Origin of the sequence: Mycobacterium triplex (assembly GCF_000689255.1) — a bacterium.
Classification (GTDB): domain Bacteria; phylum Actinomycetota; class Actinomycetes; order Mycobacteriales; family Mycobacteriaceae; genus Mycobacterium; species Mycobacterium triplex.
The window spans coordinates 1,418,547-1,443,716 of sequence record NZ_HG964446.1 but is presented as its reverse complement, the minus strand read 5'-3'; the positions used below and the strand labels follow the sequence as shown (position 1 = coordinate 1,443,716).

At 66.5% G+C, this 25,170-nt stretch carries 25 protein-coding genes and 1 pseudogene; 4 read left to right on the top strand and 22 right to left on the bottom strand.

The window, feature by feature from the left end; genetic code table 11:
* Positions 1 to 261: 261 nt before the first annotated feature.
* Entirely contained in the window at positions 262 to 1,719 is a 1,458-nt protein-coding gene (locus BN973_RS06740; RefSeq protein WP_036466720.1) for an HNH endonuclease signature motif containing protein, read from the bottom strand.
* Positions 1,720 to 1,801: 82 nt separating this feature from the next.
* Here BN973_RS06740 and BN973_RS06735 point away from each other — a divergent pair, with 82 nt between their 5' ends.
* Positions 1,802 to 3,055 carry a DDE-type integrase/transposase/recombinase gene (locus BN973_RS06735; protein WP_036466718.1) on the top strand — a complete coding sequence of 418 codons (1,254 nt, stop codon included), beginning with the start codon at positions 1,802 to 1,804 and terminating at the stop codon, positions 3,053 to 3,055.
* Positions 3,056 to 3,138: 83 nt separating this feature from the next.
* Here the strand turns inward: BN973_RS06735 and BN973_RS06730 are convergent, their stop codons facing one another.
* From BN973_RS06730 to BN973_RS06720, 3 genes are all read right to left on the bottom strand, one after another.
* Complete coding sequence (locus BN973_RS06730) at positions 3,139 to 4,092, bottom strand: DUF4436 domain-containing protein (RefSeq protein ID WP_036466717.1); 954 nt, start codon at positions 4,090 to 4,092, stop codon at positions 3,139 to 3,141.
* A 135-nt stretch (positions 4,093 to 4,227) separates the two neighbouring features.
* Positions 4,228 to 5,127, bottom strand: a complete 900-nt coding sequence (locus BN973_RS06725) for a formylglycine-generating enzyme family protein (protein ID WP_036472108.1) — start codon at positions 5,125 to 5,127, stop codon at positions 4,228 to 4,230.
* Positions 5,128 to 5,148: 21 nt separating this feature from the next.
* Complete coding sequence (locus tag BN973_RS06720) at positions 5,149 to 6,030, bottom strand: DUF4436 domain-containing protein (RefSeq protein ID WP_036466716.1); 882 nt, start codon at positions 6,028 to 6,030, stop codon at positions 5,149 to 5,151.
* Positions 6,031 to 6,494: 464 nt separating this feature from the next.
* On the opposite strand from BN973_RS06720, the gene pstS reads away from it, so the two are divergent.
* Complete coding sequence (pstS, locus tag BN973_RS06715; protein WP_036466715.1) at positions 6,495 to 7,622, top strand: phosphate ABC transporter substrate-binding protein PstS; 1,128 nt, start codon at positions 6,495 to 6,497, stop codon at positions 7,620 to 7,622.
* A gap of 13 nt (positions 7,623 to 7,635) precedes the next feature.
* Here the strand turns inward: pstS and BN973_RS06710 are convergent, their stop codons facing one another.
* The 14 genes from BN973_RS06710 to rpsJ all read right to left on the bottom strand — a co-directional run bounded on the left by BN973_RS06710 (position 7,636) and on the right by rpsJ (position 17,417).
* Complete coding sequence (locus BN973_RS06710; protein ID WP_036466714.1) at positions 7,636 to 8,565, bottom strand: DUF4436 domain-containing protein; 930 nt, start codon at positions 8,563 to 8,565, stop codon at positions 7,636 to 7,638.
* Positions 8,566 to 8,650: 85 nt separating this feature from the next.
* Entirely contained in the window at positions 8,651 to 9,307 is a 657-nt protein-coding gene (locus BN973_RS06705; protein ID WP_232232186.1) for a hypothetical protein, read from the bottom strand.
* Between the two features lie 46 nt (positions 9,308 to 9,353).
* A complete protein-coding gene (locus tag BN973_RS06700; RefSeq protein WP_036466713.1) occupies positions 9,354 to 11,714 on the bottom strand; it encodes an arylsulfatase in 2,361 nt (786 codons plus the stop codon).
* Between the two features lie 116 nt (positions 11,715 to 11,830).
* Positions 11,831 to 12,175, bottom strand: a complete 345-nt coding sequence (gene rpsQ, locus BN973_RS06695) for a 30S ribosomal protein S17 (RefSeq protein WP_036466712.1) — start codon at positions 12,173 to 12,175, stop codon at positions 11,831 to 11,833.
* Complete coding sequence (gene rpmC, locus BN973_RS06690) at positions 12,175 to 12,420, bottom strand: 50S ribosomal protein L29 (protein WP_036466711.1); 246 nt, start codon at positions 12,418 to 12,420, stop codon at positions 12,175 to 12,177. The genes rpsQ and rpmC overlap by 1 nt, the downstream gene beginning before the upstream one ends.
* The gene (gene rplP / locus BN973_RS06685) at positions 12,420 to 12,836 is read right to left on the bottom strand and encodes a 50S ribosomal protein L16 (protein WP_036466709.1); all 417 of its coding nucleotides are present in this window, start codon (positions 12,834 to 12,836) and stop codon (positions 12,420 to 12,422) included. The genes rpmC and rplP overlap by 1 nt, the downstream gene beginning before the upstream one ends.
* Before the next feature lie 3 nt (positions 12,837 to 12,839).
* The gene (rpsC, locus tag BN973_RS06680) at positions 12,840 to 13,664 is read right to left on the bottom strand and encodes a 30S ribosomal protein S3 (protein ID WP_036466707.1); all 825 of its coding nucleotides are present in this window, start codon (positions 13,662 to 13,664) and stop codon (positions 12,840 to 12,842) included.
* A complete protein-coding gene (gene rplV, locus BN973_RS06675) occupies positions 13,664 to 14,263 on the bottom strand; it encodes a 50S ribosomal protein L22 (RefSeq protein ID WP_036466704.1) in 600 nt (199 codons plus the stop codon). The genes rpsC and rplV overlap by 1 nt, the downstream gene beginning before the upstream one ends.
* Positions 14,260 to 14,541: a 30S ribosomal protein S19 gene (gene rpsS, locus BN973_RS06670; RefSeq protein ID WP_025738376.1), complete on the bottom strand. Its 282-nt coding sequence runs from the start codon at positions 14,539 to 14,541 to the stop codon at positions 14,260 to 14,262. Before rpsS ends, rplV begins: the two co-directional genes overlap by 4 nt.
* An 18-nt stretch (positions 14,542 to 14,559) precedes the next feature.
* Positions 14,560 to 15,402 carry a 50S ribosomal protein L2 gene (gene rplB, locus BN973_RS06665; RefSeq protein WP_036466702.1) on the bottom strand — a complete coding sequence of 281 codons (843 nt, stop codon included), beginning with the start codon at positions 15,400 to 15,402 and terminating at the stop codon, positions 14,560 to 14,562.
* Between the two features lie 82 nt (positions 15,403 to 15,484).
* Complete coding sequence (rplW, locus tag BN973_RS06660; RefSeq protein WP_025738374.1) at positions 15,485 to 15,787, bottom strand: 50S ribosomal protein L23; 303 nt, start codon at positions 15,785 to 15,787, stop codon at positions 15,485 to 15,487.
* A complete protein-coding gene (gene rplD / locus BN973_RS06655; protein WP_036466701.1) occupies positions 15,787 to 16,443 on the bottom strand; it encodes a 50S ribosomal protein L4 in 657 nt (218 codons plus the stop codon). Before rplD ends, rplW begins: the two co-directional genes overlap by 1 nt.
* Positions 16,443 to 17,096 carry a 50S ribosomal protein L3 gene (gene rplC, locus BN973_RS06650; protein WP_036466700.1) on the bottom strand — a complete coding sequence of 218 codons (654 nt, stop codon included), beginning with the start codon at positions 17,094 to 17,096 and terminating at the stop codon, positions 16,443 to 16,445. Before rplC ends, rplD begins: the two co-directional genes overlap by 1 nt.
* A 15-nt stretch (positions 17,097 to 17,111) precedes the next feature.
* Positions 17,112 to 17,417, bottom strand: coding sequence for a 30S ribosomal protein S10 (gene rpsJ / locus BN973_RS06645; RefSeq protein WP_003873519.1), 306 nt, complete (start codon positions 17,415 to 17,417; stop codon positions 17,112 to 17,114).
* Between the two features lie 450 nt (positions 17,418 to 17,867).
* On the opposite strand from rpsJ, the pseudogene BN973_RS06640 reads away from it, so the two are divergent.
* Positions 17,868 to 19,146: pseudogene (locus tag BN973_RS06640) on the top strand (cytochrome P450).
* Here BN973_RS06640 and BN973_RS06635 read toward each other — a convergent pair.
* Positions 19,112 to 19,720, bottom strand: a complete 609-nt coding sequence (locus tag BN973_RS06635; protein WP_269147638.1) for a TetR/AcrR family transcriptional regulator — start codon at positions 19,718 to 19,720, stop codon at positions 19,112 to 19,114. The pseudogene BN973_RS06640 and the gene BN973_RS06635 sit on opposite strands and share 35 nt — an antisense overlap.
* A gap of 144 nt (positions 19,721 to 19,864) precedes the next feature.
* Between BN973_RS06635 and BN973_RS06630 the strand changes: the two genes are divergently transcribed.
* Complete coding sequence (locus BN973_RS06630) at positions 19,865 to 21,559, top strand: MFS transporter (RefSeq protein WP_036466697.1); 1,695 nt, start codon at positions 19,865 to 19,867, stop codon at positions 21,557 to 21,559.
* On the opposite strand, the gene mftG is transcribed toward BN973_RS06630, so the two are convergent.
* From mftG to mftE, 3 genes are read right to left on the bottom strand one after another with little or no spacing between them, the layout of a single operon-like run.
* The gene (mftG, locus tag BN973_RS06625; protein ID WP_036466696.1) at positions 21,458 to 22,891 is read right to left on the bottom strand and encodes a mycofactocin dehydrogenase MftG; all 1,434 of its coding nucleotides are present in this window, start codon (positions 22,889 to 22,891) and stop codon (positions 21,458 to 21,460) included. The genes BN973_RS06630 and mftG overlap by 102 nt on opposite strands.
* 8 nt (positions 22,892 to 22,899) lie before the next feature.
* Entirely contained in the window at positions 22,900 to 24,312 is a 1,413-nt protein-coding gene (gene mftF / locus BN973_RS06620) for a mycofactocin biosynthesis glycosyltransferase MftF (protein WP_036466695.1), read from the bottom strand.
* Positions 24,309 to 25,040: a mycofactocin biosynthesis peptidyl-dipeptidase MftE gene (gene mftE / locus BN973_RS06615; protein ID WP_036466694.1), complete on the bottom strand. Its 732-nt coding sequence runs from the start codon at positions 25,038 to 25,040 to the stop codon at positions 24,309 to 24,311. Before mftE ends, mftF begins: the two co-directional genes overlap by 4 nt.
* Positions 25,041 to 25,170: the final 130 nt, after the last annotated feature.

The following is a 25,170-nucleotide window of genomic DNA, read 5'->3' as shown; positions in this document are numbered from 1 at the left end:
CGTGTGCACGGCAGGAGAACACCTCGGCAAACCTCCAGAAAGCAAGGCCCACCAAAAACCTGACGTGCGCGGTCTTTGTTGCCGAAGGGCACGCGGGGCCTGTGACGCTTGCGCGCACCGGCCGAGGTCTGCCCAAGGCAACCCCTAGAGTCTAGGTGAAGACCTGCTCAGCGCCAAATTTCCGACGAGGGCGCATCGGCCGGCGCGCGGTGCGCTGTTCACCCGGCAAGCGGTGACGAGCCCATGCTGAGAATTCTGCCGCTAGAACGGTGGTGGTTCTTCGTCGGCGGGCGGGGCGGGGCCGACGCGGGCCGGGCACTCGGGGCGCTGGGCCAGTCGGGCGTCGCGGTTGTGGCGGCGTTCCGAGGCGATGCGCGCGGCCCGGTTTTGGGCGCGGGTTTTGGTGCGCAGCGGCATCATCGCGGTGCGCTCCCCGCACCGCTCGGCGGCCGCCGCGGCTTTCGGTGCTGCGCCGGTGGGCGCACACAAGCTCGGAAACAGCAGCGCGCTGCCCGGCATGGTCACGTAGGTGTGCCCGTCGGGAAGCCGCCAGATCACCGTGCCATCGGGCAACTGCTCGTCGCGCCAGCCCCAGAAGGTTTTCATCAGATGATGAAGCCGGCACAGGCATTTCAGGTTCGCCGCGCAGGTAGCACCCCCGTCGGCGTAGGGAATGGTGTGATCGACGTCGCAGCGGACGGCCGGTTGGTCACACCCCGGAGCTCGACACGTCAGATCCCGACACCGCACGAACTCGGCCAGCGCACCCGACGGCGTATAGCCCGGCTCGGGTGCTCCCGCCGGAATGCTCAGCGGCGCCAACCGCGCCGACTTGGCCAACTCGGCGACCAAATCGGCCGGGAGCAGGCCCTCGAGGCCGGGCAACACCCCAGGCGTATTGCCGGTGCCCGCGACGGTGGACTGCTCGGCGATCACATGGATCACCACGCTGCTCTTCGGTGCCGGCTCGCCCGCTGCCGGGCACACGCTACGTCCGCACCCGCACACCAGCCGCGCGGCCCCGGCGGCCAACGCCCCCAACGCATCGGCGCGTCGCTGCCGGGCCGTGCGCGGATCACCGTCGCAGACCGTTGCGGCCAACTCGGTAAGCCGGCGATCCACCGCCTGCCCGTCCGGGCCCAGCAGTTTTCCGTCCACCCACGCCATCCCCGACGCGTCGCCAATCACGTCGACATACCGATCCGCGGATGCCTGGTCGGCCCGGCGCACCGCATCGGCATCGGCCATCGCCACGACGCGGTCGACCGCGGCCGCCAGGCCCCCGCGGGTCAGCGCCCGGCGCCGCGACACCAGCACCGCCAGCCGGGCATCCACCTTGGCCAACACCTGCGGATCGGTGATCAAATCGGTGCGGAACACGATCGTCTGAAACGCTCGATAATCAATGTCACCGGCCTGGAAAACCTTGCCCACCTCCGGCAGCCGATCACGCAGCGCCATCGCGTAGCGCAGATAGCTATGCCCCATCGCCACGCTGCAGTTCAACGCCGCCCCCACCTGCGCGGCCACCGCCTGCCACGTATCGGCGGCCCAGTCGGCCTCCTCGCCGGAATCACGGCAGCGCACCACCAACAACTCCCCGACGGCCACCAACCGCTCCGCGGCCGCGCGGGCCTCCGCCCGGCCCGCCTCACGCACCCGATCCAACAGCGCCGCCGACTCCGGCGTAGCACGGGACGCCCACGTGGATTCGAACATGTGTTCGAGTATAGCGACGGCCTCTGACCGCGTTGACTCGTCTTAAATGCGCGCGAGAGGGTGGGTCGTTGCCTCACTGAAAATGCGCGCGTACGCCCAGTGGATGGGGTTGACGTTGGTAGAGCGCAGAGCAATCACCGAGGCGGCCGCGACCCGCTACCAGCAGGCGAGCAAGCGCGCTAAGAGCCGGATCCTCGACGAGTTGTGCGCCAACACCGGGTGGCACCGAAGCCATGCCCGCAAGGCGCTCAAAGCGGCGCTGCAGCCTAAAATCGTCGCCGCACACAGTCACCGGCCGGTCACGTACGGGCCCGAGGTGATCGCGGCATTGACGGTCTGCTGGACGGTGCTGGGCATGCCCGCCGGCAAACGGATCGCCCCTATGCTGGGCGAGCTGGTGGCAGTGCTGCGTCACTTCCGGGAGCTGGTCATCAGTGATGAGACCGCGGCGTTGCTGGTGTCGATGTCGGCGGCCACCATCGATCGCCGCCTAGCCGATGAGCGAGCCAAATACACGATCAGAGGACGTGTGGGCACCAAGCCGGGATCGCTGCTCAAAAGCCAGATCCCGATACGCACCTGGGCCGAATGGAATGAGGCCATGCCCGGCTTCGTCGAGATCGACACGGTCTTCCACGATGGCGGCAACCGCGGTGGGGGCCATGCCTTCACGCTGACGGTCACCGACATCGCCACCGGCTGGACCGAGAGCCGCTCACTGCCCGACAGAACCGCCAAACACGTACTGGCCGCCCTCAATCACATCGCCACCATGATGCCGTTCCCGATCCTGGGCGTGGACTGCGACAACGGCTCGGAATTCATCAACGACGACCTGCTGACCTGGTGCCAAGACCGAAACATCACCTTCACCCGATCACGACCGGGCAACAAGAACGACGGCTGCCACGTCGAGCAGAAGAACTGGACAGTGGTCCGCACAGTGGTCGGCTACTACCGCTACGACACCGCGTCAGAACTGTTGCTACTCAACGAGATCTGGCACCTGCAGTCAATGCTGACCAACTACTTCCACCCTCAGCAGAAACTGATATCCAAGGTCCGCACAGGAGCCAAGGTGTCCAAGAAACACGACAAAGCCACCACCCCGTTTCACCGCGCGATCGATCACCCGATCATGACCGTGGAACGCACCGTGGCACTCAAGCGGACCTACTCACTAATCAATCCCGCTGCAACTCGACGCCAGGTTCAAGCGTTGACCGCGCAGTTATTCAGTCTGGCCACCAGCAAACCCGGCGACGGCACTCCAGCCCCAGTGACAAAGCGCGCACGCTCACGTGAGGCAACGAATCCCCCTTCGCGCGCATCTTGACGTGAGGCAACAGGCCGACATTTCTGTTCAGCTCCGGCGCCGCCATGACGTGCGGCGCCAGCGCCGACGAACTGTCCTGCGGATCAGTCGCCCTGCCGGACCCAGGCGAGGATGTACAGACTCATCGCCACCACCAGCGCGATCAGCACCCACTGCACGATGGCCTGGTCGATCCACGAGCCCGGCGGTGGATTGCCGGGCAGGATATTTCGCAGCGGGACGATCGCGAACAGCATCGCGGCATACCAGGTTCCGAACGGCGGAACGAACTTTCTGCGACCCATCACCATCGGAATGGCCACCAACAGCGCCAGGGTCGGCAGGGTGATGAGGACGATGCAGATGAAGATGTCGAACACCAGCGGCCCCTTGGCCCGTTTCATCGTGATGACCAGTTGCGCGTCGTCGAGGCCGCGCGAGTTCACGTCGCTGGTTTCGTCGACGCGGTCGACGTCGACGTCCCAGCCGTCCAACCCCCCGGTTACCTCGACGCGGGCGGGCAGTTTCTTGCGGTCATCGCCGGACCCGATGAAGGTATCGGCCGAGATTTTCTCGGTTTTGTAGGTGTCCAGCGGCCAGTTGGCCGGATCGCCGTGCGCTTCGATCGTGGTTTCGACCTGCGCCGGCGCCTTGCCTTTCGGGAACTGCAGGTCGCCGAGATCGTTCGTCGGATACAGGCGCACGGCGACGTCGGTGTTCAGTACGTCGAATCGCCTGTCGTACAACGAATCCGGAGGGTAGACGAGCACGTCCACCTTCAGGCGATTGGACGTGGTCTTGAAGTCGTCGAGACGCAGCTGCACGATGGTGTCGTTGCCACCACCCTGGCTGAGGTCCAGCGGCGGGAGCGGCCCCTCGGATCGCTGCAAGTAGTGCACACCGAACAGCGAGAAGACGTAGACGCCGGCGACGACCGCCAGGATGAACGCGCCGAGTGAGAGGCGCGGCCGGTGACGGTTGAGATAACTGAATGGGCCCGACTTGTGCGGCGGTTTTGCCTCCGGTGGCGCCTCTGTCGGCGGCGTTTCGGTGGTCATCGGTCCCGGCCAGCCACTCGCTGGCGAAATCCAGCTCGACGAGGCGACACGGGCAGATGGTAGCGAACATCCGCACGGTCCGCGCAACGAAATCCGATGCCGCGGAGACTAGTGTCACGTGCCGGAAAGCCGGCGTTAACGCGCCGTGGCCGATCCGCGATCGGCCACGCAGCGAAACCCGATGTGGGTGGTGGCGGTGTCCTGCGATTGCGGCGACCGGGCCGCCGGGCGGTAGCGGTGGCAATACTCCGGCGCGCACAGGTGCGAGCCGCCCTTCAGGGCCTGGCTGACGGCCGGGTCGGCGGGTCCCGACGGGGTACAGCAGGCCTTCGGGGGCTGGTCGAGCCGATGATGGGCGGAGAACTCGGTGGCGGTCCACTCCCAGACGTTGCCGATCATGTCGTGCAGCCCGAACCCGTTCGGCGGAAACTGCCCGACCGGCGACGTTCCCACCCAGCCGAGCGCACCGTCGTTGCGGTACGGGAAGCTGCCCTGCCACGTGTTAGCCATCAGTTGCCCGCCGGGATTGGGCTCGTCACCCCAGGCGTAGGTAGTCGCGGAGCCGCCGCGGGCCGCGTACTCCCACTCCGCTTCCGTCGGCAACCGGCGTCCGGCCCAGCGCGCATAGGCGGCCGCGTCCGGATACGCGACCTGGACGACCGGATGATCGGCGCGGTCCGCCACGTCGCTGTCCGGTCCGAACGGATGGCGCCAACTGGCGCCGGGCACCCAGTCCCACCACTGCCGCCAGTCGCGCAGGTCGACCGGGCCCGGCGTGGGACGGAACACCATTGCGCCCGGGCTGAGCTGGCCGGGATCCGCACCGGGGTACAGCGCCGGGTCGATCGGCTGCTCAGCGACCGTGACATAGCCTGTGGCAGCGACGAATTCGGCAAACTGCGCGTTGGTCACCGGGTGCCGCTCCACCGCGAACGAGCCCACGGTCACGGTGTGGATCGGCGCCTCTTCGGGGTAGAAGCTCGTCGAGCCCATGCGGAAGGTGGCGCCGGGGAGATCGACCAACTCGGTGAGCACCACCTCAGGGTAGGGCGCGCGCTAATCCGATCGCTTGTACCAGGCGATCATGTACAGCCCCATCGCCCCGACCAGGGCGATCAGCACCCAGATCACCAGCGCTTGGTCGATCCAGGCACCCGGTGGCGGGGCCCCCGGCAGGAAGTTGCGGATCGGGATGACCGCGAACAGCAGCGCGGCGAACCACCCGCCGAACGGGGGCACCAACTTCCGCTTGCCGATCAGCATCGGGATGACGACCGCCAGCGCCATCGTGGGCATGGCGAACAACACCAGGCAGATTCCCAGATCGAAGATCAGCGGCGCCTTGGACCTCTCCAGGGTGATGATCACGCTGTCGCCGCCGTCGCCGACCCGTTGAACGCTGACGTCCCAGCCTTCCAACTTTCCGGCGACCTCGATACGGGCGGGTTTGTATTTGCGGTCGTCACCCGACCCGACGAGCACGTCGGCCGAGAGGGTGTCCGTCTCGTAGGAGTCGAAGGGCCAGATCTCCGGGTCGCCGTGGGCCTCGACCGTGGTGGCCACCTGTGCCGGCGACTTCCCCGCCGGATAGACCAAGTCCCCCAAGTCATTCGGCGGATCCATCCGCACCGCGGTGTCCTGTTTCAAGACGTCCAAGCGCGGGTCCCACATGGCCTCTTGCGGGTACACCAGCACCTTCACCCCGAGGCGATTGGCGACGGTCTCGAGTTTCTCCAGCCGCACCAAAACCACGGTGTCGTCGGCCGCGTTGAGGTCCGGGGCCTTAAGGGGCGCCGCCGATTCGCCCAGCAGCAGAAAGCCGAACAACGACAACGCGTACACCACGATGAAGGCCACGAGAATGCCGATGCCCAGCAGCAAGTGGCTTCTCTTCTTCGGTGGCGGGGCGGCGTGGGTCGGCGGGGCTTGGGTGGTCATCGGTCACCTCCACAGCGGACGATTGGCGGCGCACTCACGATTCGCTGGGTGATTCCAGCTAACCGCGGACGACACGAAGTCAGATGGTAATCAACCGCTGCCAATAGCGCTCGAAATGCGACTTCGCAAACTGCGATAGTCATCGCGTCACTCGGGGTCGGCGTTGCAAACTTTCAATTCACCTGATGTTTGTTTGCGCGTCGCTTCGATTGCTGCGAATCTCGACGTGTGTCTAAAGCGGGGTGGAGATGCACCCCGAAACCGGGCTCGCCGCCGATGCCGGGCGCCGTCTCAGTCGTCCAGGCTACCCATGCCGCCGGGGACTGAGTGCACACCCGCCCGCCCCTGCTCCGGTTCATGCGGTTGCCGCAGGTCACCACTGCCATGGACAACACCGCGTCGCTAGAATTCGGTCACGGCCCCAGGCCGTCTCACCACCTGCCGTTCCCGAGGAGGCACTCAACGTGAAGCACAACAGACCGGCTGCCGCCATAAGCGTGCTGACCGCGGCCGCACTGGTGCTCTCGGGATGCGGCAAACCCCACACCTCCCTGTCTTATGCCAACGGTGCGCGGGTGGATTGCGGTGGCAAACAAGACATCGCCGCCAGCGGTTCGACCGCACAGGCAAATGCGATGAAGCGATTCGTCGACGCGTATGCGAAGGCCTGCAAGGGACAGAATCTGTCCTACACCGCAAACGGATCGGCCACGGGCGTCGACGATTTCCTGGCCGGCAAGACCGACTTCGCCGGATCCGACTTACCGCTGTCCGGTGACCAATATGCGGCCGCCAAGCAGCGCTGCGGCGGCGCGGACGCCTGGAACCTGCCGGTGGTGTTCGGCCCGATCGCTATTACGTACAACCTCAACGCAATTGACTCGCTGGTGCTCGACGCACCCACGCTGGCCAGGATCTTCAACGGCAGCATCACGCGCTGGGATGATCCGGCCATCACCGCAATGAACGCCTCGATGCCGCCGGAGAACATTCACGTCGTCTACCGCGCCGACGCATCCGGCACCACCGCGCACTTCCAGGCCTACCTGCAGGCCGCGTCCGGCGGGGCCTGGGACAAGGGCACCGGCAAGATCTTCAACGGCGGCGTGGGCACCGGCGCCCACGGCAACGTCGGCACGTCGTCGGAGGTGAAGAACACCGAGGGCGCGATCTCCTACAACGAGCTGTCGTTCGCCCTGGACCAGGGGCTGTTCGCCGCCCAGATCAAGACCCCGGCGAGCCGGAAGTCGTTGCGCCCGGTGCGTATCGGCACCGATACCGTCGGCAAGACCATCACCAATGCCAAGATCATCGGCAAGGGCAACGACCTGGTGTTGGACACCGCGCCGTTCTACAACCCGACTCAGCCCGATGTGTATCCGATCGTGATGGTCACCTACGAGATCGTCTGCTCGAAGTACCCCGACCCCGCTGTCGGCCAGGCGGTCAAGGCCTTCCTGCAGGCAGCCGTAGGGCCGGGCCAGGCCGATCTGGACAAGAACGGCTACATCCCGCTGCCGCCCGACTTCCAATCGAAAGTCTTCACCGCGATCGACGCCATCACCACGGCGTCGATAGAGAATGTGCGCTAAGGGTTTTCGAGTCCTAGCTCTTTTTCGGCGTCTTTCGATCTCGGTGCCGCCACCAGGCGGAGACGAATATCGACATCGCGGCGACCAGGCCTATCAATACCCATAGGACGACGGCTTGGTCGATCCAGGAACCGTACGGTGGATTGCCGGGCAGGATATTGCGCAGCGGGACGATGGCGAACAGCATCGCGCCGTACCAGGTGATGAACGGCGGGATGAACGAGGTCCGGCCCAGGGCCATCGGAATGGCCACCCACAGCGCAAGAATCGGCAAGGTGATCAGGACCAGCACCACGCCGACATCGAAGATCAGCGGACCCTTGGACCGGTGCAGCGTGATGACCACGTCGTCCATCACATTGGGATCGGCGTCGTCGGGGTCGTGAACCCGGGTGACGCTGGCGTCCCAGCCGTCCAGCTTTCCGGTGACTTCCACACGGGCAGGATTCTTTTCGCGGTTCTGACCGGTCCCGGTGAACACATCGGCCGCGATGACGTCCGTTTTGTAGGAGTCGAACGGCCAGTTGCCGGGATCGCCGTCCGCCTTGATGGTGGTGGTCACCTGCGCCGGCGCCTTGCCGGTCGGGTACTGCAGGTCGCCGAGGTCGTTGTCGGGGTACAGGCGCACGGCCGCATCCGTGGTCAGCACGCCGAAGTTCTTGTCGTACAACGAATCCTTCGGGTAGACAAGCACATTCACCGTCAACCGATTCGCGACCGTTTTCAGCTCGCTCAGGTTCACCTGCACGACGCTGTCCTCGGCCTCGACCTTGCTGAAGTCCACGTCAGGTAGCGGCGGTGCCGATTTGGCCAGCAGGTGTACCGCGATCAGGGACAGCATGTAGACACTGATCAGGGCTACGAGAATCCCGAACGCTATTGCGATTTGCCGTCCGCGCGAATCTGGTTTCGACGGCGGTAGCGGCGGAGCTTCAGCGGTCATCGGGGATCACCACCACGACTAGGACGGATAGTTTGATGCCTTTCCCGCAGGCACGGGGCAGATGCTAGCAGTCGGGCACCCCGTTTCAGGGGATAACAACCGCGAATTGCTGCATGACCGTGGATTTCGCCGCGCCGAACCCGGGCGCATTCGCGGGCCCCTCCAGATGGATCACCACCAGAAACGCCTGGGTGTTCGTCCAGATGTGGGTGATGCGGTCGGCGAAGGCGACCCCTGCTGCGCTGCCGCTGAGCAGCTGGCTGCTGTAGCCGCAGAACTGAGCGGCGTCGACGCTGACCTGGACACCCGGCTTGGCAGTACGCAGATCGGCGCCGTAGCGCAGGAACGCCCCACCGGCTTCGAGGTCGGTCGGGGTGATCGTCACCCTCGCCGACAGCCCCTCGGGCCCGGTCGCGATCAACGCCACATCGCCGCTGCCCGGCACCGAGTTCCAGCCCTCGGGTAGCGGCACCGTGAGCCGGGGTGCCACCGGATCCGACACCGAAGCCGGGGTCATCCGGCCGTTGCCCGTGGCGGCCGGCAGGCATGCGAGGGCGTCGGGCGGGATGTGATCCGGCGGTGTGGCCTGAACACCGGGCACCGGCTCGGCCGGATCGGACTTGCGCGGTTTCGTGAGCGTGGTCGTCGCCGAAGACGCGGTCGACGCCGTGGTGCCGGCCCGAACGGCGTTGCCCCCGGTGGTTTTTCCGCAACCGAGGACCCCACCCGCCAGCACGAACATCACGCCCGCCATGGCAAGCGGGGCGAGCTTGACTCGTCGTGACCGGTTAGTCGCGCGAAAACGCAAGCGCAAGTTCGGTTTCCACGTCTTGGTAGGGCCGCCCGGACAAGTCGACGGTGACCGCGGCGATGGTGCCGCCGGTGAAGAGGAACGGCGCCTTGTACCGGCTGGACACTGCGGAACCACCGTTTCGGCCGACGGTGATGCCGGCGCCGGCCAAGCCGAAGGTTCCGGGGTGGGTGGTCACATCCGCGAGCGTGCCCACCACCTCGTCGTCGATGAACAGGGTGACGTCACCCAGCGGGGTATGACTGTTCGCCACGGTTCCCGTCCGCCCGTAGCTGGCGCCGAAAAGGTGTCGGCCCAACGGGACCGCACCCGCGGAGGACACCAGTTGCTGGCGCTCGCCCAGGAAGTTGTAGACGTAGTGCAGGCGCCCGTCCTGGATGAACAACACATGCCCACCGTGCGCGCCGCCCTGCTTGAACAGCACCCCTTCGGCGCCGGTGGTATCCACGGTCACGTCGGCCAGCACGCTGAACGAGCGGCCGCGGATTTCCGCGGCGGCACCGATTCCGACGTCCGCGCAGTCGGGGTAGTAGATGTAGCTGGTCCGCTCCCCCACCAGATAGGGCCGGGATCGGGTCATCGTCTCCATCAGGTTCAGATCCGCCAGTGGCAGGCCGTTGTACTTGGCGGCCTCGGAAAACCACAGCGCCTTAAGCTCTTCCAGCTTCTCGGGCTGCTCGGCGGCCAGGTCGTGGCACTGGCTGCGGTCAGCCTCGATGTGGAACAGCTCCCAGCGATCGGCATCGAAATGCGACCACCCCGCGGGTGTGGCGGCGTGCACGGTGTTGGCGAACCAGCCGTTGTGCCAGATCCCGCGGGTGCCCAGCATCGTGTAGAACTGCGTCTGCTTGCCGGTGTCGGCGGCCGGATCGGCCAGCGCTGCTTTGAAACTCACACCGTCGAGTGGCTTCTGCGCAATCCCCTTGACAGTCTCCGGCGGCGTCATGTTCAGCAGGTCATAGATCGTCGGGGTGATGTCGGAGACGTTGACGTAGTTGTCGCGAACCTCGCCGTGCGCCGCAATTCCGTTGGGCCACGAGATGATTGCCGAATCGGCGATGCCGCCCTCATGCGAGGCGTAACGCTTGTAGAGCTTATAAGGCGTGTTGAAGGCCATCGCCCAGCCGATCGGGTAATGGTTGTAGGTCTGGGGTCCACCGAGGTGATCGTAGAGCTTCATGCTCTCCTCGACGGTGTCGATGTAGCCGTTGAAGAACTTGCCCTCGTTCACCGATCCGTTCGGACCGCCCTCGCCGCTGGCGCCGTTGTCGGAGATCACCACGATGATGGTGTTGTCCAACTGTCCGGACTCTTCGAGATAGTCCAGGATCCGGCCGATCTGAGCGTCGGTGTAGGACAGGAAGCCGGCGAACACCTCGGCCATCCGCGAAAACAGCTTCTTCTCTTCGTCGTTGAGCGAGTCCCAGGGACGAACGGTGTCCTGCAGCGGCCATGGCTCGCCGCCCGGCCCCTTGACATCCTGATACGGGTTGACCGGGGACAGTTCGGTGTCCGGCGGCACGATGCCAATCGACTTCTGATTTTCCAGCACGATCTCGCGATAGCGTTCGTAGCCCATGTCGAAGCGGCCGGCGTACTTGTCGGCCCACTCTTTGAAGACGTGATGCGGCGCGTGTCCGGCGCCGGGGCATACGTAGCTGAACCACGGCTTGTCGGGCGCAATCACCTTGGCGTCGCGGATGAATTCGATTGTCTTGTCGGCGATGTCCTTGGACAGGTGGTAGCCGTCCTCGGGGGTTGCCGGCGGGTTGACCGGGTGGTTGTCGTAGACCAGGTCGGGGTACCACTGGTCGGTCTCGCCGCCCATGAATCCGTAGAACCGCTCGAAGCCGCGTGAGGTGGGCCAGTGTCGTTTCGTCGAGGCCATGCTGCACTCCTCGAGCGGCGTGAGGTGCCACTTGCCGACACAGTATGTGTTGTAACCACGTTCGGCGAGTACCTCGGAGACCAGCGCAGTGTCGGTCGGGATCCGACCGTTGCAGTTCGGGAAACCGTCGGTGAATTCTTCGATGGTGGCCATACCCACCGTGGTGGCGTTGCGACCGGTCAGCAGCGACGCCCGCGTCGGTGAGCACAGCGCGGTGGTGTGGAATTGCGACAGCCGCACGCCGCGCTCGGCAATGCGCGTCATCGCGGGCATCTCGACCAGGCCGCCGAAGCAGTCCCAGGTCGCGATGCCGGTGTCATCCCACACCAGATACAGGATGTTCGGCGAATTCTCGGGGGCGGTCGGCGCCGCGTACGGACCCCAGTCCGGCTCCGAATCGCGAATGTCCAGCTCGATCTTGCCTTGAAATTCTCGGGAGTCAACAGACATGCGCCGAGCGTAACGCCACGGCGAAATTTCCGACCTTGTTTCGCCGTGACGTTGCGCTCACCCGACGCAGACGCCCGAGACCGCCAGGGTCTCGGGCGTTGCCTGTCGCTCGGGAGTTACTTGGCCTTTTCCAGCACCTCGACGAGACGCCACCGCTTGGTGGCCGACGTCGGACGCGTCTCCATCAGCGAGACGCGGTCGCCGACGCCGGCGACGCTGTCCTCGTCGTGCGCCTTGACCTTCTTGGTCGTCCGGATGATCTTGCCGTACAGCGAGTGACGCATCCGGTCTTCCAGCTCGACCACGATGGTCTTCTGCATCTTGTCGCTCACCACGTAGCCGATGCGCGTCTTGCGCCGGCCACGCGTCTTCGGCTTCGCCGGAGTGTGCTGCGGGCCCTTCTCTTTCGCAGCGCCATCTGTCGCAGCGGCCTTCTTGGGGGTGGCCTTAGCTTCTGCCATCACGATTCCTTGTTTCCGTCGGATCCATCAGGACCACTGGCCAGTCCCAGCTCGCGTTCCCGCAGCACCGTGTACACCCGGGCGATTTCCGTACGCACCGTGCGCAGCCGGCGGTTGTTGTTGAGCTGTCCCGTCGCCATTTGGAAGCGGAGGTTGAACAGCTCCTCCTTGGACTCGCGCAGGCGGTCCGTCAGCTCCTCGTCGGTGAGCTCACGCAGTTCGCCAGGCGAAATACCCACTGCCATCAGAACTGATCCTCTCGGGTGATGATGCGTGCCTTGATCGGCAGCTTGTGGATTGCTCGAGTGAGCGCCTCGCGGGCGGTCTGCTCGTTGGGGTAGCTCAGCTCGAACAGCACCCGGCCCGGCTTGACGTTGACGACCCACCACTCCGGCGAGCCCTTACCGGAACCCATCCGGGTTTCCGCGGGCTTCTTGGTCAGCGGACGGTCGGGGAAGACGTTGATCCACACCTTGCCGCCACGCTTGATGTGCCGGTTGATCGCGATACGAGCCGACTCGATCTGCCGGTTGGTGACGTAGGCGTGCTCGAGGGCCTGGATGCCGAAGTCGCCGAAGTTCACCTGCGTGCCACCGCTGGCGATGCCGCGCTGGCGTGGATGGTGCTGCTTGCGGTGCTTAACTCTGCGGGGAATCAACATGATTCAGCTCTCCGTGCTCTGCGGTTCGGGTGCAGGCGCACTGTCGGCCGGGGGTTCGCCGGCGTCCGCGGCCCGTCCAGCCTCGGTGCTGGTGGCCGTGGTACCGGATGCACCGCTACGGCGCGGGCGGGTGCCCGACGGCCGTTCGCGGCGCGGACGGTCGGCGCCCGCCGGTGCGGCAGCAGCCAATTCGCGCTTGCCGCCGACGATGTCGCCCTTGTAGATCCACACCTTCACACCGATCCGGCCGAAGGTGGTCTTGGCCTCGTACAGGCCGTAGTCGATGTCGGCGCGCAGCGTGTGCAGCGGAACCCGGCCCTCGCGGTAGAACTCCGAGCGGCTCATCTCGGCGCCGCCGAGGCGGCCCGAGCACTGCACCCGGATGCCCTTGACGTTGGGCTGGCGCATCGCCGACTGGATGGCCTTGCGCATCGCGCGACGGAACGCCACGCGGTTGCTCAGCTGCTCGGCCACCCCCTGAGCCACCAATTGTGCTTGCGACTCCGGGTTTTTGACCTCGAGGATGTTCAGCTGGACCTGCTTGCCGGTCAGCTTCTCCAGGTCCGCACGGATCCGGTCGGCCTCGGTGCCGCGGCGGCCGATCACGATACCGGGACGCGCGGTGTGGATGTCGACGCGGACGCGGTCGCGGGTGCGCTCGATCTCCACGTCGGCGATGCCGGCGCGCTCCAGACCGGTGGACAGCAGCCGGCGGATCGCCACGTCTTCCTTGACGTAGTCGGCGTACTGCTTGTCGGCGTACCAGCGGGACTTCCAGTCGGTGGTGATCCCCAGCCGGAAGCCGTGCGGATTGATCTTCTGGCCCACTAGTCTGAGCCTCCCTTCGCGTCAGAAGTCTCAGACGTCTTGGCTTCGGCTTGCGGCGCAGCCTTTTTCGCGGGCGCCTTCTTGGCAGCCTTGGAAGCAGGCTCGGCCTTCTTGGCGGGCGCCTTGGCCGGAGCCTTCTTGGCCTCGGAACCAGGCCCAGCCTTCGCGGCGGCCTTGCTGCCCTCGGCGCGGCGGGCCCGAGACGACTTCGACGACTGCTGGTCCTTGCTCGGGCGGCTTTCCACCACGACGGTGATGTGGCTGGTGCGCCGGCGAATCCGGAACGCACGCCCCTGGGCGCGCGGACGGATGCGCTTGGCGGTGGGGCCCTCGTCGGCGTAGACCGTGGCGACCACCAGGGTCGCCGGGTCCAGGCCGTCGTTGTTCTGCGCGTTGGCCGCGGCGCTGGCGATCACCTTGGCGACCGGCTCACTGGCGGCCTGCGGTGCCCAGCGCAAGATGTCGAGCGCGTCGGCGACCGACTTGCCGCGCACCAGGTCGATGACCCGGCGCGCCTTGGTCGGCGAAACCCGCACGAACCGTGCCTTCGCTGTTGCCGATGGGAAAGCCGACGGATATTCAGTCGTCGTGGTGCTCATCGGCGCTTGGCCTTTCGGTCGTCCTTGATGTGGCCCTTGAAGGTGCGCGTCGGCGCGAATTCACCGAGCTTGTGGCCGACCATCGCCTCGGTGACGAACACCGGGACGTGCTTGCGGCCGTCGTGCACCGCAAAGGTGTGGCCGATGAAGTCGGGAATGATCGTCGAACGACGCGACCAGGTCTTGATGACCTGCTTGCTGTTCTTCTCGTTCTGCACGTCCACCTTCTTAAGCAGGTGGTCGTCGACGAATGGTCCCTTTTTCAGGCTGCGTGGCATGTCTTGTTCCTCGACTTCCTAGCGACCGTGCTTCTTGCCGGTGCGCCGGCGTCGGACGATGAGCTTGTTACTGGCCTTGTTCGGGTGGCGGGTACGGCCCTCGGGCTGACCCCACGGGCTGACCGGGTGGCGACCACCGGAGGTCTTGCCCTCACCACCACCGTGCGGGTGGTCCACCGGGTTCATTACGACACCACGCACGGTCGGGCGCTTGCCCTTCCAGCGCATCCGACCGGCCTTGCCCCAGTTGATGTTCGCCTGCTCGGCGTTGCCCACCTCGCCGACGGTGGCGCGACAGCGCACGTCGACGCGGCGGATCTCACCACTGGGCATACGCAGCGACGCGTAGCTGCCCTCTTTACCGAGCAGCTGGATGCTGGATCCGGCCGACCGCGCCATCTTGGCGCCGCCGCCCGGCCGCAGCTCCACGGCGTGGATCAACGTACCGGCCGGGATGTTGCGCAACGGCAGGTTGTTGCCCGGCTTGATGTCGGCGTTGGCGCCCGACTCCACCACGTCGCCCTGCGAGAGTCCAAGCGGGGCAATGATGTAGCGCTTCTCCCCATCCAGGAAGTGCAGCAACGCGATGTTGGCGGTGCGGTTCGGGTCGTACTCGATGTGCGCGACCTTCGCGTTGACACCGTCTTTGTCGTTGCGCCGGAAGTCGATCACCCGGTAGGCACGCTTGTGACCACCACCCTTGTGACGAGTGGTGATGCGGCCGTGGGCATTACGCCCACCGTGCCCGTGCAGCGGCCGCACCAGCGACTTCTCCGGCTCCGAACGGGTGACCTCGGCGAAGTCGGACACGCTCGCGCCGCGACGACCCGGGGTCGTCGGCTTGTATTTGCGAATTGCCATGTCTTATCAGGTCTTTCTCTCGGGCGCGCTGGGCCGGATTGCCCGGCTCCTCCTCATCGCTTCGCTCTGCATCGTCGCCGCGCTAGGCCGGTGCTCCGAACAGGTCAATCGGCTTGCTGCCCGGGGCCAGGGTGACAATCGCGCGCTTGGTGCCCTTGCGCTTGCCAAACCCGGTCCGGGTGCGCTTCCGCTTGCCCTGCCGGTTCGCGGTGTTCACCGACGCGACCTTGACGGAGAAGATCTTCTCGATAGCGATCTTGATCTGCGTCTTGTTCGAATCGGGGTGCACCACGAAGGTGTACACGTTGTCGTCGAGCAGGCCGTACGACTTCTCCGAAATGACCGGAGCCAGGATGATGTCGCGTGGGTCAGTGACGGTCGCCATCAGGCCGAAACCTCCTCGGTGCTACCCGTATTCGCCGCGATGTAGGCGTTGAGCGCCTCGACGCTGAACACCACGTCGTCGGAACGCAGCACGTCATAGGTGTTGAGCTGACCGGGCGCCAGGATGTGCACGCCGGGCAGGTTGCGCACGCTCTTGGCGCCGGCCTCGTCGGTGCTGCCGATGACGACCAGGACCTGCTTGCGATCGGTCAGCGTGTTCAGAAATGCCTTGGCGCTCTTGGTCGACGGGGTCTGACCCGACACCAGCTCGGTGACCGCGTGGATGCGGCCGTTGCGGGCCCGGTCGGACAACGCCCCGCGCAACGCGGCGGCGATCATCTTCTTGGGCGTGCGCTGGCTGTAGTCGCGCGGCTTGGGACCGTGCACGGTGCCACCACCGGTGAACTGCGGGGCGCGTGTCGAACCCTGCCGCGCGCGTCCGGTGCCCTTCTGCCGGTAAGGCTTACGGCCACCACCGCTGACCTCGCCGCGCGTCTTGGTCGAGTGCGTACCCTGGCGGGCCGCCGCTCGCTGCGCGGTGACCACCTGGTGCATCAACGCGATATTGGCCGGGGCGTCGAACAATTCGGCGGGCAGCTCGATGGAGCCGTCGACCTTGCCGTCCGGCGTCTTCACATCAATCTTTACCGCTGCCATTACTTCTCACCTCGTTTGATCGCGGTGCGAACCACGACGAGTCCGCCGGTGCGGCCGGGGACCGCACCCTTGATCAACAGCACGCCGTTCTCGGCATCGACCTTGTGCACCACCAGGTTCTGCACGGTCACCCGGTCGTTACCCATCCGGCCCGCCATCCGCGTGCCCTTGAAAACGCGCGCGGGAGTGGCGCAACCGCCGATGGAACCCGGACGACGGTGCACCGCCTGGGCACCGTGGCTGGCGCCCTGGCCACGAAAGCCGTGGCGCTTCATGGTGCCCGCGAAGCCCTTGCCCTTGGAGGTGCCGGTCACGTCGACATAGGCGCCGTCGGCGAAGATCTCCGCCGTCAGCTCCTGGCCGACCTCGTACTCGGCGGCCGCCTCCGGGTTGTCCAGACGCAGCTCGGCCAGGTGCCGGCGCGGGTTCACGCCCGCGGCGGTGTACTGGCCCGTGACGGGCTTGTTGACTTTCCGTGGGCTGATTTCGCCGTAGGCCAACTGCACGGCGCTGTAGCCGTCGAGCTCCGGGGTGCGGATGCGCGTGACCACGTTGGGCCCCGCCTTCACCACCGTCACCGGCACGACCCGGTTGTTCTCGTCGAACACCTGCGTCATGCCCAGCTTGGTACCCAGAATGCCTTTTCTTGCCATGAGTTCGCCGATCCCCTACTGGATGTTGACGTCGACACTGGCCGGCAGATCGATGCGCATCAGTGCGTCAACGGTCTTCGGCGTCGGATCGAGAATGTCGATCAACCGCTTGTGGGTGCGCATCTCGAAGTGCTCCCGCGAGTCCTTGTACTTGTGCGGGGAGCGGATGACGCAATACACGTTCTTCTCGGTCGGCAGCGGCACCGGCCCTACGACGCTGGCACCCGTACGGACGACGGTCTCGACGATCTTGCGCGCCGAGGCATCAATAGCCTCATGGTCGTAGGCCTTAAGCCTGATGCGGATCTTCTGTCCCGCCACGCTTCTCCTACCCTCACTCCTCTTGAAGCCCGGTACCCGGGCTTGAGCTGTCCCAGTGCCCCCGGCGCGCCGACTCGACCCGGCCCATCTGGGGCCGATCGAGCGCCGCGCCGGATACTGCGCCGCTGTTTACCTGTCGTGGTTCACCGGCCCCCGCGGTCGGGCGTGTCACCCTCACACAGCCTTGTTCGCGGCCAAAAAATAGTCGCTCCAAGGATGGGACCGGACGCGCCCGTTTGGGCGCTGGTCGTATGCCCGGCCAGGCGCAAACCCGGCTCACGGCAACCCGAACAGTATGCCCTAGATCATGGCCTAATCAAAATCCCGCCCAGAATCTCGCGACCAGGCCAGATAGGCGATTTCGAATAGTTGTGAGGACAGCGGTCCTTCGCGCGCGCTCACCCCGCACCTACCGTCGAATTCGGGCCGCAAATCCGGGCAAGGGGGGCCATGAGCACGCCGATTGTGGATGACGCCGCCAAGGTGCTCACCGACCCGATCGCCTACACCGACGAAAAGCGCTTTCATGCGGCGCTGACCCACTTGCGCGCGCACGCGCCGGTGTCCCTGGTGGACCGTCCGCCCTACCGGCCGTTCTGGGCCATCACCAAGCATGCCGATGTGATGGCGATCGAGCGCGCCAACGACGTCTTCATCAACGAAGCCCGGACGGTGCTGGAACCCGCGGAGGTCGACGACCTCGCCCGCGCCCGGCGGGACGCCGGGATAGGCCTGCGCCCGGCGGGACGCCGGGATAGGCCTGCGCACGCTGGTCCACATGGACGGCCCGGAGCACCGGCAGTTTCGCGCCATCGGCGCCGACTGGTTTCGCCCCAAAGCGATGCGAGCGCTGCAGGATCGCGTCGCCGAGCTGGCCAGGATCTACGTCGACAAATTGGCGGCCGCGGGCGGCGAATGCGACTTCGTGCAAGAGGTCGCCGTGAACTACCCGCTGTACGTGATCTTGTCGCTGCTCGGTCTGCCCGAATCGGACTTTGACCGCATCCGCGTGCTCACCCAGGAACTCTTCGGTGTCAGCGACGCCGAACGCCGCCGGGGCAGCACACCGCAGCAGCAGCTCGAGGTGGTGCTGGAACTCTTCGACTATTTCACCGCGCTCACCGCCTCCCGGCGGGAACGGCCCACCGACGACCTGGCGTCGGCGATCGCCAACGCCAAGGTCGACGGCAAGCCGCTGTCCGACATCGACGCCGCGTCCTATTACGTCATCGTCGCCACCGCCGGCCACGACACCACCAGCTCGACGATCGCCGGCGGCCTCCGGGCGCTGATCGAAAACCCGGACCAGCGCCGGAGATTGACCGACGACCTGGGATTGATGCCGCTGGCCGCCGAGGAAATGATCCGCTGGGTGACCCCGGTCAAGGAATTCATGCGCACCGCCACCGAGGACACCACCGTGCGCGGGGTGCCGATCGCCAAGGGGCAATCGGTGTATCTGTCCTACGTTTCGGCCAACCGCGACAAGGACGTGTTCGACGATCCGTTCCGATTCGATGCCGCCCGGAATCCGAACAAGCACTTGGCATTCGGCTACGGCGTTCACTTCTGCCTGGGCGCGGCGCTGGCCCGAATGGAGCTGCACGGGTTCTTCGCCGAACTGCTGCCGCGGCTGAATTCCATTGAGCTGGGTGGAGAACCGGAACTGATCGCCACGACGTTCGTCGGCGGGCTCAAGCACCTGCCGATTCGATACTCGCTGCGCTAGCCCTGTTCTGCGCGCGCTGAACGTGCAGGAAACCGTCGACGGCCGCGAGCGCGCATTCCCGATAGTCGAAATCCGGCAGCGTGGACAGGCGCCCCAGCACCAGCGGGCCGATCAGCAGGGCGATGGCCCGCGAGCGGTCCACCTCACCGAGTTCCGCGGCCTCCGGACTGTCGAACAGGGCGTCGAACGGCGCGGCGTACTGCTGGGCGATGCGTTCTCGAAGGGTGGTGATCGCCGGGCTGTCGGTGGAGCTGGCGTGGTGCGGTTCCGGCAGACCTTCCAGATCGCGCCCCAGGGCCAGCCAGGACATCGCCGTCATGACGGCGGGCGCCTGGGCCACCGATTCGGCTTGGGCGAGGACCAGGGCGACCAGCCGATCCCGCAGTGAGCCCTCGTCGGGCGGTATCGGGGACGGTGGTATCAGGCTGTTGAACGCCGCGGCCAGCAAATCGTTTCCGCTCGGGAAGTGGCGATACAGCGTGGCTCTCGCCACGTTGGCGGTACGGGTGACGGCTTCCACGGTCACCGCACTGGGGCCGCCGGAGCGCAGCAGTGTCGCGGCGGCTTCCAGCAAACGAGCCCGCGACCGCGCGGGTCGGGGATCCGTACTTCCCTCGGTGATTGTGACTCACCTCCCTGTTTAGAACAAAGACTATCGGTCTAACTACGAGACTATTGGTCTCAGAACTTCGTACGCCCCCGAAGGGAGGCGCCTCTCATGGTCGATGTCCTGATCCGGCCTGACCAGCGTACTGATGCGGTGAGCATTGGCGGTAGCCCTCGTGCGCGAGCCTGGACCCTGGCGGTCGCCTGTATGGGGGTGGCGCTGGTGGTGGCGTCGATGACGGCGCTGAACACGGCACTGGGTGACCTGGCGGTCGCCACGTCGGCGACGCAGTCGCAGCTGAACGGGATCGTCGACGGCTACACGGTGGCGCTGGCCTGCCTGCTGCTGCCGGCCGGCGCGATCGGTGATCGCTACGGCAGGCGCGGCGCACTGCTGACCGGTTTGGTGGTGTTCGCGCTGGGCTCGGTGACACCGGCGATCCTGCACGCTCCCCTGCAGATCATTGCGGGGCGCGCGGTCGCCGGTGTCGGCGCGGCATTCGTAATGCCCGCGACGCTGTCGCTGCTGACCGTGGCCTATCCGAAAGACGATCGGATGAAGGCCGTCGGAATCTGGGCCGGTACGGCCGGCTCCGGCGGGGTCTTCGGCTTGATCGGTTCGGGCCTGCTGCTTCGCTTTTGGGATTGGCACGCGATCTTCTGGTCACTGGGCATCGCCGGGCTGGTGGTCTTCGCCCTGGCGTGCACCGTCTCACCGTCGCGCGACCACACCGCTCCCCGCATCGACGCGCTGGGCGCAATCCTGATCGGAGCCGCCGTCGCGATCTCGGTGGCCGCCATCCTGGAAGCGCCCAATCGGGGCTGGGCCGATCCGCTGGTGTGGGGCGGAATCGGCGCGGGGGTCATCGTCGCGGCGCTGTTCGGCGTCGTCGAATTCCGGCGACAACACCCACTTCTCGACGTGCGGCTGTTCGCCGACCCCAACTTCGCCACCGGCGTGGCAGCGATCGTCGTGCTGTTCGGCGCGACGTTCGGGTTCTTCTATATCGGCATGCAGTACGTCCAGCAGATCATGGGCTATTCCCCGCTGACTACGGCAATTGCCTTCGGCCCCTTCATGATTCCGCTGGGCATCTGCTCGGCGCTGTCGTTTTGGTATGTGCCGAAGCTCGGGCTGCAACTGGTGCTGTTCGTCGGCACGCTGCTGATGGCGGTGGGTTTCGCGTGCATGTACGTGTTGGACCTGCAGTCGACCTACTCGCAGTTCGCCTGGCCGACGTTGATTCTGGCCACCGGCATCGGGATCTGCACGGCGCCAACGACTTCGGCCATCATGGGTGCGGTTCCCGACGAAAAGCAGGGCGTGGCTTCCGCGGTGAACGACACCTCACGCGAGATGGGCGGGGCGCTGGGCATCGCCGTGGCGGGTTCGATCCTGGCCGGGCGCTATTCCCACGAGCTGGCGCCACAGTTGGGAAGCTTCCCGCCGGCGGTGCGCGGCCCGGCCACCGACTCACTCGCCAAGGCCGTCGAGGTGGCCGGACAGCTCGGGCCGCAGGGGGCCAAACTCGCCGAGCTGTCCAAAACCGCATTTCTGGCCGCCATGCACGCGTCGACGATCGCGATAGCCGTGATCGTCGCCGTGATCTCGATCCTGATCGGGCTGTGGGCTCCCGGACGAGACGGCAAGCAGCTAAGCCTGGTGCGCCGGGCACTGTCCCGCCGGTGGTCTCGAAAAGACGATTCAGACAACGAATTCCGCCGCACGGTGGCCGAGCATGACGATGGTCGCATGCGGGCCACGGCTGGTGATGGTGGGCAAGATCGAGCCGTCGATCACCCATAGGTTGTCCATGCCGCGCACGCGGCACCGCGGGTCGACGACCGCGTGCGGGTCACCGTCGGAGCCCATCGGGGCGCTGGCGCACAGGTGCTGCGACGTCGCCCATACCGGGTCTCCGACATATGTTGCCGCACTGGCGAGTTCACGTGCCAGCTCGCTGCCGCGCCGCAGGGCCGCGACATCCTCGGGCTCGGTGTCGTAGCGATGCTCGATTCGCGGGGGCACGGCCGGATCCGCGGACACCAGCGAGATGCGCCCGCGTGAGCGGGGCTGCATCAGCGCGACCCCGAGGTGTGGCCAGTCGGGATGGCCCCCGGTGCCGTCGCCGGTCATCGCGACGAAGCCACCCGTGTACGGTCTGATCTCGATACCGTCGGCGGCATTGAGCACCACCTCCAGCACGGGCCGGCCGGTGGCCACCGTCCAGTCGGTGGGCAGCACCCATTCGGGGTGATCGCTGCAGAACCTGCCCACCGGAAGCGGCGCCACCACCGGCACACCGAGCGCCCGCAGCATCCTCTCGTCACCGATGCCGGACAGCATCAGCAGCTGCGCTGACTGAATAGCACCGGCGCACAATACGATTCGATCGGCAGTCAGCGTCGTTGGGCCGTGCGGCCCCACCGCGTCCACGCCGGCAACCGCGGTGCCGGTGACCCTCAATCGCACGGCCCGAGTCTGCGACAGCAGTCTCAGGTTGGGTCGCCCCAGCGCCGGAAGCAGATATCCGGCGCCCGATCCGATGCGGACGCCGTCGACGATGTTGAGCGGCACCGCGCCGACGCCCGGGGCCAGCTCGGGCCCGCAATCATTGAGATCGGGGACCCAGGAGAACCCGGCAGCCCGCGCCGCGGCGATGAAACGTTCAGTGGTTCCGGTCATTTCGTGCGTGCGGCGCACCCGTATCGGGCCGCTGTCGCCGTGGGCGGGACCGGTGAAATCCAGGTCGGTCTCGATGGCGCGGAAATGCTCGATAACGTCCGACCACGCCCAGCCCGGTATCGCGGCCCGATCGAAGTCGCGCGGCAGCCCGCGACAGAAGTAGCCGCCATTGACCGCGCCCGAACCCCCGACCGTTGCCCCCCGCACGATCGGCAACTCGCGAGCGGGCTGCTCGGTGATTCGGGTCGCGTAGCGCTGCACCAACGGGCTACCCGCCCCGATCGGCAGCTGCAGCCCGTTGGCGGTTTGGGCCAGCAGCGCCGGATCGTCCAGCGCGCGGCCCGCTTCGAGGACGGTCACGGTGCGGGCGGGATCGGCGGAAAGACGTTCGGCAACAACCGATCCAGCACTTCCGGCGCCGACGATCAGCACATCGCTGTGCGCGGTGGTCAAGGCGGCGGCTAGCTCCGGATTTGTGGCTTGAGCGCGCGCAGGTTGCGTTCGCGGACCACGCCCCACCACAGCCCGAGGCCGTAGGCGAGATCGTCGACGCGCTTGAGCACCAGATAGGTCAGCAGCCCGATCGGCTCGGCCTCGTCGCCGGTGGCGTCTCGGCGCCGCAGCCAGTCGACGACACCGTCCATCACGGCCGCGACCACGATGACGCGTCTACAGTGGCGCGACACGATGGCCGCGAGCAACGCCACCGGCCAGTAGTGCCGGCAGATGGCCGAGGCCAGCTGCAGCGCCGCCGACCACAGACCGCGGGACGCGATCACCACGACATCGGAGAAGGCGGTATCGGCGCTGCGCATGACCTTGGCGATGCGCCGCCCGGTCAGGACGGCGATCACGATCGACGCCAGCCGCGACAGGCTGGTGCCGAGCGCCATCAGGATCCAGGCCATCAGCGCCCACCCGGAGATCACCACCGGGGCTGTCTTGTCGGGGTGGCGCACCGACAGCGGGGCCGCAGAACCGCCATAGAATGCCTTGCGCGCAAGCCAATCCCGCAATTGGGTGCGGTGATCGTGGGCGACCAGCGCGATGGGCTCGTAGCGCAGCCGCGCACCCGCCTCGATCAGCCGCCAGCACAGGTCGACGTCCTCGCCGGACTGCATGGTCTCGTCGAACCCGCCGACGTCGCAGATGGCCGAACGGCGGCAGATGATGGCCGCGCTGGGCACGTAGGACACCGTGCTGTGCGGCAGCACCGGCGCCTCGCGCTGCCCGAGGTCCAGCGAGGAATGCACCGCCTCGTACCGGGCCACCACGTTCTCGCTGTGCGCCAGGCCCACGATGCGCGGCGCCACCAGGGCCACGGTCGGGTCGCAGAAGTGGCCGAGCAGCGCTTCCAGCCAACCGCGGCGCGGCGCCACGTCGGAGTCCATGAACGCGACGAAGTCGGTGGTGCAGGCCGCCAGCCCCGTGTTGCGTGCCGCCGCGGGCCCCTTGCTGCGCGGGTGGTGCAACACCTCGATGTCGCAGTGCGTGCCGGCGAAGTCTTCGGCCTCGATCGGCGACACCGAGCCGTCGTCCACCACGATCACGCGCAGCCCGCGCAGCGAGTTCACCAGGCGTCGCGCGCCAGAAACGTTGTCCCGCACCGGGATCACCACAGTGACGTCGCGGTGCGACGGGCCGCCGGCGGGGCGGGGGTGGGCAACGGTGGCGTCCAGCAGGGTGCGGGCCAGCTGGGCACTGACGTCGTCGCGGACCTTCAGCCGGCCATCGGAGAGCATGCCCTGAGCGGCGGGAGCGAGCTTGAGCAGTCGGGTCGGTGAGCCGCCCAGCAGGGCCGAGCCGTCGCCGAGCACCCGCACCCGGCGATCGACCTGAACGGCGAACCCGTCCGGCAGTCGAGGCTGACTCATGTCAGCATCCCGTCGGGGCCGGGCACCCAACGCACGATCCGGCGCACGCAACCGTCGACCATCTCGGAGAAGATGCGCTTGCCCTCGGCCGCGGTGGCGGTGGTCGGGTCCCCCAATACCCCTACGGGGCTGACCGCCGCGACTCCACCGGTGCGCATCGTCGGGAGCAACTCGGGCAGCGGCGCCCGGTTCCCGGCGAGCCAGCGGTCGGTCAGCACATCGGACGGCGAGATATGCAGCAACACCGATGTTTCGGTATGACCGGCGTGCGCGTCGGCGCCGGCGGTGGCGCAGGGGCACCACGCGACGTCGCGGCTCTCGGCGCGAAGTGTGGTCACGGCGCGTCCCAACGCCTCCGCGTTGCCGCCGTGGCCGTTGACGAAGACGAGGCGCTGGGTCCAGCAGGCGGCCGACCTGCCGTACTCGACCAGCAGCGTCGTCAGGGCGTCGGTGCCGATGGAGATCGTTCCGGCGAAACTCTGGTGCTCGCCGCTGGCGCCGTAGGCGATAGCCGGCGCGACCAACCACGCCTCCTCGAGGCTTGCCCGGGCCCCCTTCGCGACCGCTGTCGCGATCCGGGTGTCGGTGTCCAACGGCAGGTGCGGACCATGTTGCTCGGTGGACCCCAGCGGGGTCATTATCGACGGCGAGGTGGGAAATAGCTCGCTCGACGTCGCAGCTCCTAATTCGCCGAGTACGGGCACTCGGTGATGGTAGGCCGAATTCACCTGGCGTGCACCAATTGTTGAGCCTTCAAAGTTAATTTTTTTCTGGGCTGTTCATCGGGGCGCCGAAATTCGGCTCGTCCGTCACGGTTGCCACGCGCGTATCACAATTTTCGCACACGTCGATTTTCGC

Bases quoted from the DNA above. Each gene is read 5' to 3' on its own strand.
- rpsS (WP_025738376.1), bottom strand. From the start codon at position 14,541: ATGCCACGCAGCCTGAAAAAGGGACCATTCGTCGACGACCACCTGCTT.
- BN973_RS06700 (WP_036466713.1), bottom strand. From the start codon at position 11,714: ATGTCTGTTGACTCCCGAGAATTTCAAGGCAAGATCGAGCTGGACATT.
- BN973_RS06735 (WP_036466718.1), top strand. From the start codon at position 1,802: ATGCGCGCGTACGCCCAGTGGATGGGGTTGACGTTGGTAGAGCGCAGA.
- rplW (WP_025738374.1), bottom strand. From the start codon at position 15,787: ATGGCGACCGTCACTGACCCACGCGACATCATCCTGGCTCCGGTCATT.
- rplD (WP_036466701.1), bottom strand. From the start codon at position 16,443: ATGGCAGCGGTAAAGATTGATGTGAAGACGCCGGACGGCAAGGTCGAC.
- rplC (WP_036466700.1), bottom strand. From the start codon at position 17,096: ATGGCAAGAAAAGGCATTCTGGGTACCAAGCTGGGCATGACGCAGGTG.
- BN973_RS06720 (WP_036466716.1), bottom strand. From the start codon at position 6,030: ATGACCACCCAAGCCCCGCCGACCCACGCCGCCCCGCCACCGAAGAAG.
- BN973_RS06730 (WP_036466717.1), bottom strand. From the start codon at position 4,092: ATGACCACCGAAACGCCGCCGACAGAGGCGCCACCGGAGGCAAAACCG.
- BN973_RS06630 (WP_036466697.1), top strand. From the start codon at position 19,865: ATGGTCGATGTCCTGATCCGGCCTGACCAGCGTACTGATGCGGTGAGC.
- rplP (WP_036466709.1), bottom strand. From the start codon at position 12,836: ATGTTGATTCCCCGCAGAGTTAAGCACCGCAAGCAGCACCATCCACGC.
- BN973_RS06740 (WP_036466720.1), bottom strand. From the start codon at position 1,719: ATGTTCGAATCCACGTGGGCGTCCCGTGCTACGCCGGAGTCGGCGGCG.
- BN973_RS06705 (WP_232232186.1), bottom strand. From the start codon at position 9,307: ATGTTCGTGCTGGCGGGTGGGGTCCTCGGTTGCGGAAAAACCACCGGG.
- BN973_RS06710 (WP_036466714.1), bottom strand. From the start codon at position 8,565: ATGACCGCTGAAGCTCCGCCGCTACCGCCGTCGAAACCAGATTCGCGC.
- mftF (WP_036466695.1), bottom strand. From the start codon at position 24,312: ATGAGTCAGCCTCGACTGCCGGACGGGTTCGCCGTTCAGGTCGATCGC.
- rplB (WP_036466702.1), bottom strand. From the start codon at position 15,402: ATGGCAATTCGCAAATACAAGCCGACGACCCCGGGTCGTCGCGGCGCG.
- rpmC (WP_036466711.1), bottom strand. From the start codon at position 12,420: ATGGCAGTGGGTATTTCGCCTGGCGAACTGCGTGAGCTCACCGACGAG.
- rplV (WP_036466704.1), bottom strand. From the start codon at position 14,263: ATGAGCACCACGACGACTGAATATCCGTCGGCTTTCCCATCGGCAACA.
- rpsQ (WP_036466712.1), bottom strand. From the start codon at position 12,175: ATGGCAGAAGCTAAGGCCACCCCCAAGAAGGCCGCTGCGACAGATGGC.